Origin of the sequence: uncultured Campylobacter sp. (genome assembly GCF_937997595.1) — a bacterium.
In the GTDB taxonomy this organism is placed as follows: domain Bacteria; phylum Campylobacterota; class Campylobacteria; order Campylobacterales; family Campylobacteraceae; genus Campylobacter_B.
In genome coordinates this window covers 1-7241 of record NZ_CALKTS010000237.1, presented here as the reverse complement: position 1 = coordinate 7241, position 7241 = coordinate 1, and the positions used below count along the sequence as shown (strand labels likewise).

General features: G+C 48.9%; 8 protein-coding genes. 7 read left to right on the top strand and 1 reads right to left on the bottom strand.

Features of this window, described 5'->3' with window-relative positions:
• The 7 genes from Q0614_RS08015 to Q0614_RS07985 form a co-directional block, all read left to right on the top strand.
• On the top strand, positions 1-446 hold a 446-nt coding region (locus tag Q0614_RS08015), incomplete at its 5' end, for a hypothetical protein (RefSeq protein ID WP_298787883.1).
• 72 nt (positions 447-518) lie between these two features.
• Positions 519-1778, top strand: a complete 1260-nt coding sequence (locus Q0614_RS08010; RefSeq protein WP_298787881.1) for a glutamate-5-semialdehyde dehydrogenase — start codon at positions 519-521, stop codon at positions 1776-1778.
• Positions 1779-2193: 415 nt separating this feature from the next.
• Positions 2194-2937, top strand: coding sequence for an amino acid ABC transporter substrate-binding protein (locus Q0614_RS08005; protein WP_177388047.1), 744 nt, complete (start codon positions 2194-2196; stop codon positions 2935-2937).
• 93 nt (positions 2938-3030) lie between these two features.
• Positions 3031-3780, top strand: coding sequence for an amino acid ABC transporter substrate-binding protein (locus Q0614_RS08000; protein ID WP_298787879.1), 750 nt, complete (start codon positions 3031-3033; stop codon positions 3778-3780).
• Positions 3777-4445 carry an amino acid ABC transporter permease gene (locus tag Q0614_RS07995; RefSeq protein ID WP_298787876.1) on the top strand — a complete coding sequence of 223 codons (669 nt, stop codon included), beginning with the start codon at positions 3777-3779 and terminating at the stop codon, positions 4443-4445. The genes Q0614_RS08000 and Q0614_RS07995 overlap by 4 nt, the downstream gene beginning before the upstream one ends.
• On the top strand, positions 4445-5179 hold the full coding sequence (locus tag Q0614_RS07990) for an amino acid ABC transporter ATP-binding protein (protein WP_297914983.1): 735 nt from the start codon (positions 4445-4447) through the stop codon (positions 5177-5179). The genes Q0614_RS07995 and Q0614_RS07990 overlap by 1 nt, the downstream gene beginning before the upstream one ends.
• A 25-nt stretch (positions 5180-5204) precedes the next feature.
• Positions 5205-6341 carry a PLP-dependent aspartate aminotransferase family protein gene (locus Q0614_RS07985; RefSeq protein WP_298787874.1) on the top strand — a complete coding sequence of 379 codons (1137 nt, stop codon included), beginning with the start codon at positions 5205-5207 and terminating at the stop codon, positions 6339-6341.
• Positions 6342-6959: 618 nt separating this feature from the next.
• On the opposite strand, the gene Q0614_RS07980 is transcribed toward Q0614_RS07985, so the two are convergent.
• Positions 6960-7241, bottom strand: a 282-nt coding sequence (locus tag Q0614_RS07980) for a DNA polymerase (protein ID WP_298787872.1), incomplete at its 5' end; no start/stop codon positions are given.

Here is a 7241-nt window from a genome sequence, read left to right as displayed (position 1 = left end):
TCAAACGGAGGGCGAAGATGAAAAAGATTATATTTTTTGCGCTACTTTTGGCGGGCGCGGCGTGGGCGTGCAAAGAGGCAAATCCCGCTAGAATTTTTATAGAGGCTAATGACAAGGACCTAGGCGGCACGCTAAATCGCGCCGAGCGGGAGAAAGCGGTAGCCCCAAAGAATATCAAGCTAAAATTTACGGCGCAAGGCGCGGCGTGGACGGCAGAATTTGATGAGCTGGACACCGATAAAAACGGCGAGCTAGATGTTCTTAAGCTGCGCGGATATGAGCCGGCGGATTACGTAAAAGCGCATGCGCGAACTGGAATGAGAAAGTTAGACGTAATGCCCGGCGAGTGCGGGAGATTTTGGCACAAGATCCGAAATAAAATGGCCCGAAGCGCGCTAAATTTAAGCCGCCGGCACGGATCAGATAATAACGCGCACGAATTTTAGACGCGATATAGGTGCTGTTCGCAGCATTTTGATACAAAGCGTGTGATTTGATTTATAGATTAAGGAGCGAAAATGAACGAAATTTTAGATATCTGTAAGCGCGCAAAGGCCGCTTGCGGCGAGCTTTTGAGACTTGATAGCAAGGCTAAATTTGAAATTTTAAACGCGGTGGCGGATGAGCTGCTCGCGCAAAAGGACGTGATAAAAGCGGCAAATGCCAAAGACCTTGCAAACGGCGAGAAATCGGGCTTGAGTGCGGCGTTGCTGGACCGCCTAAGGCTAACCGACGCCCGCACCGAGGCTATGGCGCAGGGCGTGCGCGATGTGGCGGGCTTCGCCGAAGTCGTGGGCGAGAATCTAGGCGGCTGGAGCCATCCAAACGGCATGCAAATCAGCCGCGTGCGCGTGCCGCTGGGGGTGCTCGGTATCATCTACGAGAGTCGCCCAAACGTCAGCATCGACGCGGCGGCTCTGGCGCTAAAAAGCGGTAACGCAGCGATCCTGCGAGGCAGTGCCAGCGCGCTAAATTCGAACATTTTTTTAGTAAATTTATTTAACGAAGCGGGGGCGAAATTTGGCTTACCAGCAGGCGCAGTGCAGCTCGTGGAGAGCGCTGAACGCGAAGTAGTGGCGCAAATGGCGAAAATGAGCGAGCATATCGACGTTTTGATACCGCGCGGCGGCAAGAGCTTAAAAGATTTTATCGCGCAAAACGCGACCGTACCGATCATCATGACGGGTGAGGGAGTTTGCCACATCTTTGTCGATGAGAGCGCAAATTTGAGCGAAGCGGCAAAGATAATCAAAAACGCCAAAACCCAGCGCCCAAGCGTCTGCAACGCCGTAGAATGCGTGCTTTTGCATGAGGGCGTGGCGGGCGAAATTTTACCGGTACTAGTGCGCGAGATGCCGGAGGTCGAGTTTCGCGTGAGCTCGGAGCTTCTGGGCGCGTGCGAGTCGGAGCTGCGAGGCACTAAAAACGTCAAACTTGCAGGCGAGAGCGACTTTGGCGCCGAGTTTTTGGATCTCGTGCTAGCCGTGCGCGCCGTGCGGGATACGAACGAGGCGATCAGCTTTATAAACGCGCATTCTAGCGGCCATTCGGACGCGATTTTAAGCGCCGATTACGCAAACGTCGAGCGGTTTTTAAACGAAGTGGGTAGCGCGGTCGTCTATGCCAACGCCTCGACGCGCTTTAGCGACGGCAGCGAGTTTGGATTTGGCGGCGAGATCGGCATCAGCACGCAAAAGCTGCACGCCAGAGGGCCGATGGGGGTAAGGGAGCTTACAACCTATAAATACGTCGTCCGTGGAGGCGGGCAAATTCGCTAGCAGCTTGTCTTTTTCTAAAAGGCTTGCCTCGCGAGCGCTTTTGAGAAAGATTTGAAATTTTAAGTCTGTGACAAACCGCCTTTGCTTCTCTTGCGCTCGCAACTGCAAGCAGAAGTCTAGCTTGCGCAAAATTTTAGCTTCCAACTCAAAAAATCGCCTCGAAATACTTGCAAATCTTATTTTGTATCGCAGGCTAAATTCGGTCTGTGATACTTTTACCTAATAAACTTGAAATTTTATAAATCGCCTCTGTCAAAATTTTAAAAATATATGAGCTAAAGTTTTGTCATGCAGGCGAAATTTTGTATCACGTCTTACTAAAATTTAGAATTTTTAATAAAAATTATATATTCCGCACGATATAATCGCGCATCTGCTCGCAGCGCGAGCGATAGCTAAATTTCAAGGAGATGTAATGAAAATATTTAAAGCCCTGCTCGCAACAGTGCTAATCACCGCTACCCTAAGCGCTAAGACGCTCAAAGAGGGCACGCTCGTAATAGCCACGGAGGGGACTTACTCGCCGTATTCTTTCTATGACGAGAAAAATAATCTTACCGGCTTTGATGTCGATATCGCTCGCGCACTAGCAAAAGAGCTAGGGCTAAAAGCGGAATTTTTAACCGCACCGTGGGATGCGATGCTTGCAGCATTTGATGCAGGCAAAGCGGACATAGCGATGAATCAAGTAAGCATCACGCAGGAGCGCAAGAAAAAATATAATTTCAGCGAGCCTTATACCGTGGCTTATGCTGCGCTGGTAGTGCGAGCTGATAACGAGGAGATCAAAAGTTTTGCGGATCTTAAAGGCAAAAAAAGCGTCCACTCCGCTACCAGTAACTGGGCTGACATGGCGCGCAGCTATGGCGCCGAGATCGTTACAGCAGACGGATTTAGCAAGGGCGTGGAGCTTATCATAGCTCGTCGCGCAGACGCTACGATCAACGACAACATCACATTTTTCGACTATATGAAGCAGCGCCCGAACGCCCCGCTAAAGATCGCAGCTCAAGGCAATGAGCCGATCTATTCCGCCGTGCTGCTTAAAAAGGACGACGAGCTGACGGCGCAGATAAATTCCGCGCTAAAATCGCTAAAGCAAAAAGGCGTGCTGAAAGAAATTTCACTTAAATATTTCGGCAAAGACATTACGGAGTAAATTCTACAACCGCTTAGTTGAAGCGTGAAATTTTAAACTTGGTTGGGCGGAATTTCGCATTTTAAATTTCGCTCATAAAATTTTGGAGGAATTATGAAAAATTTAATAAAAACTTTGCTTGCGTGCGCGCTTTTAATATGCGGCGCAAACGCTAAAACGCTACGCGAAGGTACGCTTAAAGTAGCTACGGAAGGCACCTTTTCGCCATTTTCGTATTATAACGACAAAAATGAGCTCGTAGGATACGACGTAGATGTCGCGCGCGCAGTCGCCGAAAAGCTTGGTCTAAAAATAGAATTTCTAACCGCGCCTTGGGATGCGATGCTTGCAGCATTTGATGCAGGCAAAGCAGACGCTGTGTTTAATCAAGTAAGCATTACTGATGAGCGCAAGAAAAAATATGAATATTCAGTGCCCTACACCGTCGTTTACGGAGCTATCATCGTGCATAAAGATAACAACGACATTAAAAGCTTCGAGGATTTAAAAGGCAAGAAAAATGCAGACTCCGCTACCAGCAACTGGGCGCAAGTCGCTAAAAAATACGGCGCGCAAAACGTAACCGTCGATAGTTTCGCCAAAAGTATGGAGCTGCTGATCGCTCGCCGCGTAGATACCGTCGTGCGCGATAATACCGTATTTTACGACTTTTTAAAGCAGCGCCCGGGCGCTCCAATTAAGATCGCTGCAAAGCTAAAAGACGTCGATTATAGCGCTGCAATAGTTCAAAAGGGCAATAAAGAGCTCGCAGATCAAATCAGCAAAGCTTTAAACGAACTCAAAGCCGAAGGCAAGCTAAAAGAAATTTCGCTTAAATATTTCGGCAAAGATGTGAGTGAATGAACGAAACAAGCAGAATTATAGAGCTTGTTAGCAGCTCGCTAGAGCCAATGGCGCTAGCCCTGTTGCAAGTTACGATCCCGCTTACGATAATCTCATTTCTGCTCGGGCTCGTGCTTGCGGTGCTGACGGCGGTCGCACGCATCGCAAATTTTAAAATTTTAAAGCAGCTAAGCGAAATTTATATTTGGATTTTTCGCGGCACTCCGCTTTTGGTGCAGCTTTTTATCGTCTATTTCGGACTTCCAATCGTTGGGATCACACTTGATGTTTGGGCTGCTGCGATCATTACCTTTAGCCTAAATATCGGCGCTTACGCTTCAGAGGCGGTGCGAGCTGCGATCCTATCGGTGCCAAAGGGGCAATGGGAGGCGGCTACCTCTTTAGGCATGAGCTACGCTCAAATTCTGCGCCGTATTATCGCTCCGCAAGCAGCGCGCATATCGCTGCCGCCGCTATCAAATATATTTATCTCTACGCTTAAAGACACTTCGCTCGTAGCCTCGATTACGATGGTCGATATGTTTATGGTCGCTCAACGTATCGCTGCGCGGGCATTCGATCCGCTCACGTTATACGTGCTGGCGGCGCTATTTTATCTAGCGGTCTGCACCCTTCTTACGTTCTTACAATCCAAGCTAGAGCGACGATTTTCAAGGTTCGTGTGATGATAAAATTTACGAACTTAACTAAGCGCTTCGGCGATCACGTCGTGCTAAATGGGCTAAGCTTAGAATTTCGCGACGGGCAAACGACAGTGATTTTAGGAAGCTCCGGCTCCGGCAAATCCACGATGCTGCGCTGCATAAATCTGCTCGAAATTCCAAGCGGCGGCGAGCTACAGCTAGGCGAGTTTAAGATAAATTTCGACGCTCCACATAAAACAAGCGAGTATCATCCATTCCGCGCTCATACGGGCATGGTTTTTCAAAGCTTCAATCTCTTTCCGCACCTCAACGTCTTGCAAAACGTCATCGAAGCACCCGTACACGTGCTAAAGCAGCCACGCGAGCTTGCCGAAGCAAATGCAATGGCGCTGCTAAAAAAAGTCGGCATGGCGGATAAAGCTGGCGCGTATCCAGCTCGCCTCTCCGGCGGTCAGAGCCAGCGCGTGGCGATCGCGCGGGCGCTTGCGATGCAGCCTGAGTTTTTGCTACTGGACGAGCCTACGAGCGCGCTTGATCCCGAGCTTGAGGCACAGGTGCTAAAGACTATCGCAGAGCTTGCCGCAGAGGATCGCTCGCTCATAATCGTCACGCACAATATGGGCTTTGCACGCAAGATCGCAGATAGAATTTTATTCCTAGACGGCGGAGTTATCGCATTCGACGGCGACGCAGAGGAATTCTTCGGTAGCAGCGACGAGCGCATAGCTAAATTTATCGGAGCGATGAGCTTTTAAATCCATTAAATTTCAAGGAGAAAAGATGAAAGTAGATACCCTAATCGTAAAGGGCATAGAGGCCAAGTCCAACCCCCACAACGCGGTGATTCCGCCGATATATCTAGCCAGCACCTTCGTGCAAGAAAGCCTGGATGATTTCGGCAAATACGCCTACTCGCGCGGCGCAAATCCTACGCGCAACGCCTTCGAGGAACTTTTCGCAAAATTTGAAGGTAGCAAATACGCCTTCGCGCTAGCCTCGGGTATGGCGGCTACGAGCGCTGCATTCGCGCTGCTTAAAAGCGGCGATCGCGTGCTGTTAAACAACAACGTCTACGGCGGCACCTATCGCTACGTAAGCGGGATTTTTAAAAATCAAGGGATCAATTACGACTTGGTGGATGATCTAAATTTGATCACCGAAATTCCAAGCGACGTCAAAATGGTCTTCATCGAGACGCCATCAAATCCGCTTTTGCGCGTAACCGATATTGAGCGCATCAGCGAGCTCGCGCATAAAAACGGCGCGCTTGTGGTTATGGATAATACCTTTTTGACCCCATATTATCAGCGCCCGCTAGAGCACGGCGCAGACGTCGTGGTTTATAGCGCGACCAAATACATAGGCGGGCATGCCGATCTGATCGCCGGCATCGTTACGACGAATGACGACGAGCTTGCCGCAAGAATTCAGTTTATGAAAAACACTCTGGGCGCGACGCTATCGCCTACCGACGCGTATTCACTAATACGCGGACTTAAAACGCTAAGCGTGCGCTTCGACCGCCAGAGCGAAAATACGCTAAAGATAATAGAATTTTTACGCAGCAATCCTGCGGTAGAGGCGGTAAATTTCGCAGGCTCGCACTCTAAGAGCGAAAAAAAGATACAAGATCGCCAAGCTAGCGGTATCGGAGCGGTCATCTCGCTGGTGCTTAAGCCACAATACGACTATAAAACCTTTGCGCGTAGCCTTGAGCTATTTGATCTAGCCGTGAGCCTGGGCGGCGTAGAAAGCCTGATCTGCCATCCTGCGTCGATGACGCACGAGAGCTATCCGCGCGAGCTGCAAGAGCGCATCGGCATCAGTCAAAATTTGCTGCGCCTAGCCATAGGCATCGAAAACGCTGACGATCTCATAGCCGACCTTACCGCCGCGCTAGAAAAATCTAAAAAATAGGCGGCACGAAATTTGCGCAAGCTCGCGAAATTTCTATGCAGGCTTGTAAAATTTACGCGCGCAGAATTCATGCCAAAATTTAGTCCGAAATCCTTATAGCTTCGCTCGTGAAGCTATAAGGGCACTCATCTTTACGAGCCGCCGGTTTAAAAAGGCTCACCGATCATTTCATTTTCTAAAAATTCCTTTTTGCAAAGCCTATGTCTATTTTCTCGCGAGCTAAATTTTGTATGAATTTTCACTCGTTAAATTTCACACGGCACGCGACTTTGCGTAAAATTTAAATTTAAAAATTCCGCCACTACGCCGCTTAAATGAAATTTTAATTTATACGCACGGCAAAATTTATCCAGATCTCTTGCTAAAACACATAGTTTAAATTTAATTCGGATAAATCTATCTAACCGCCGTTTGATATTGCTAAGCGGAGAGCTTAAATTTAATCAAAATTTTAAAGATGGCGGCGATCTGTGCCGCACTACGCTAGTCGCTCGGTTTAAATTTAGAGCGATTAAATCTATCAAACGAGCAAATTTAGGCTCCCTCCTGCTCAAAATTTAAAATTCTGCGCGCCATTTAAATTCCGCTTAAATTCTAGCCGCTTTAAATTTAGCGGAGCTACTTCAGCTCGCCCCAGCGCTTGGCGATGTTTAGGCTCGTCTTTAAAGGCACGTTCAGGCTCGCCGTGCTTTGCATTATCTCCTGCGCGCGCTCGCCAAAGCTCTGCGCCGCCTCGTCCCGCACCTCGAAGATCAGCTCGTCGTGGATCTGCAATATCAGCCGCGCCTCATCGTTTAACAGCGGCGAAATCTCAACCATCGCCTTTTTGATGATATCGGCGGCGGAGCCTTGAAATTTCGTATTCACCGCCTCGCGCTCGTAGCTCGCATAGACCATGTT